We start from the raw sequence: 1658 nt of genomic DNA, 5'->3' as shown, positions 1-1658 counted from the left end.
GCCAGGCCTCAGCATTTTATTATGGTGATCCCCTGGGCGAAATGCGCCTGGTAAGCAGAGTTTTTGAAATGTAAGGCCTTTGAATAAGACAAAAGGCTGCCTCATCGCTAACTTTGCAACAGTGCCATTTTAAGCGTTATGCTAAGCCCAGGAAGCCGCAGGATCTTTTGAACCACAACTGCATTAACGTCCGCTATTCTGATACGAGTGGATTGTACGCCTGGGAATTCGAGAAAGATGCTCAGAAATTCAGTCTGAAAGTCAAAGGGCAATATATTGCGAACAGCACGATTCATCAGCTCGATGCAGCATTAGACGGGCTGGGGATTGCCTATATTCCCGAGTATGTTGCAGATGGATATATCAAAAGCGGCAAGCTGATTGCTGTTCTGACCGAGTGGTGTCCATATTTTGACGGCTACCATATTTATTATCCTCACCGCCGACAGGATTCTCCTGCGTTTATGGCTTTTCTGCAAGTTTTGCGTGACAGGTACAATAATGGAATAAGATAAATTTATGAGTAAAGGATTATGTCCACGATAAGCACCTGGGTCGATTCCTGGGAGGCGGCCATGAGGGTAGGGAAGCGCCGTCCCGTCAAGTCAGCGTAATGCTCTGCCAGTGTTACAACCAATTAACCAATTCTGATTAGAAAAACTCATCGAGCATCAAATGAAACTGCAATTTATTCATATCAGGATTATCAATACCATATTTTTGAAAAAGCCGTTTCTGTAATGAAGGAGAAAACTCACCGAGGCAGTTCCATAGGATGGCAAGATCCTGGTATCGGTCTGCGATTCCGACTCGTCCAACATCAATACAACCTATTAATTTCCCCTCGTCAAAAATAAGGTTATCAAGTGAGAAATCACCATGAGTGACGACTGAATCCGGTGAGAATGGCAAAAGCTTATGCATTTCTTTCCAGACTTGTTCAACAGGCCAGCCATTACGCTCGTCATCAAAATCACTCGCATCAACCAAACCGTTATTCATTCGTGATTGCGCCTGAGCGAGACGAAATGCGCGATCGCTGTTAAAAGGACAATTACAAACAGGAATCGAATGCAACCGGCGCAGGAACGCTGCCAGCGCATCAACAATATTTTCACCTGAATCAGGATATTCTTCTAATACCTGGAATGCTGTTTTCCCGGGGATCGCAGTGGTGAGTAACCATGCATCATCAGGAGTACGGATAAAATGCTTGATGGTCGGAAGAGGCATAAATGCCGTCAGCCAGTTTAGTCTGACCATCTCATCTGTAACATCATTGGCAACGCTACCTTTGCCATGTTTCAGAAACAACTCTGGCGCATCGGGCTTCCCATACAATCGATAGATTGTCGCACCTGATTGCCCGACATTATCGCGAGCCCATCTATACCCATATAAATCAGCATCCAGGTTGGAATTTAATCGCGGCCTCGAGCAAGACGTTTCCCGTTGAATATGGCTCATAACACCCCTTGTATTACTGTTTATGTAAGCAGACAGTTTTATTGTTCATGATGATATATTTTTATCGGCACTGTTGCAAATAGTCGGTGGTGATAAACTTATCATCCCCTTTTGCTGATGGAGCTGCACATGAACCCATTCAAAGGCCGGCATTTTCAGCGTGACATCATTCTGTGGGCCGTACGCTGGTA

2 protein-coding genes are annotated in these 1658 nt (G+C 44.9%); one reads left to right on the top strand and one right to left on the bottom strand.

Annotated elements, in window-relative coordinates; genetic code table 11:
* Nucleotides 1–113: 113 nt before the first annotated feature.
* Nucleotides 114–515, top strand: a complete 402-nt coding sequence (locus tag FTU72_RS16150; protein WP_001183556.1) for a LysR substrate-binding domain-containing protein — start codon at nt 114–116, stop codon at nt 513–515.
* A gap of 136 nt (nt 516–651) precedes the next feature.
* Here FTU72_RS16150 and FTU72_RS16145 read toward each other — a convergent pair whose 3' ends face one another.
* Nucleotides 652–1467 (bottom strand): APH(3')-I family aminoglycoside O-phosphotransferase, encoded by an 816-nt coding sequence (locus FTU72_RS16145; protein ID WP_000018323.1) that lies wholly within the window; start codon nt 1465–1467, stop codon nt 652–654.
* Nucleotides 1468–1658: the final 191 nt, after the last annotated feature.

Source organism: Acinetobacter sp. YH12137, assembly GCF_013418535.1.
Lineage (GTDB): Bacteria > Pseudomonadota > Gammaproteobacteria > Pseudomonadales > Moraxellaceae > Acinetobacter.
This window is presented reverse-complemented; position numbering and strand designations above follow the sequence as displayed.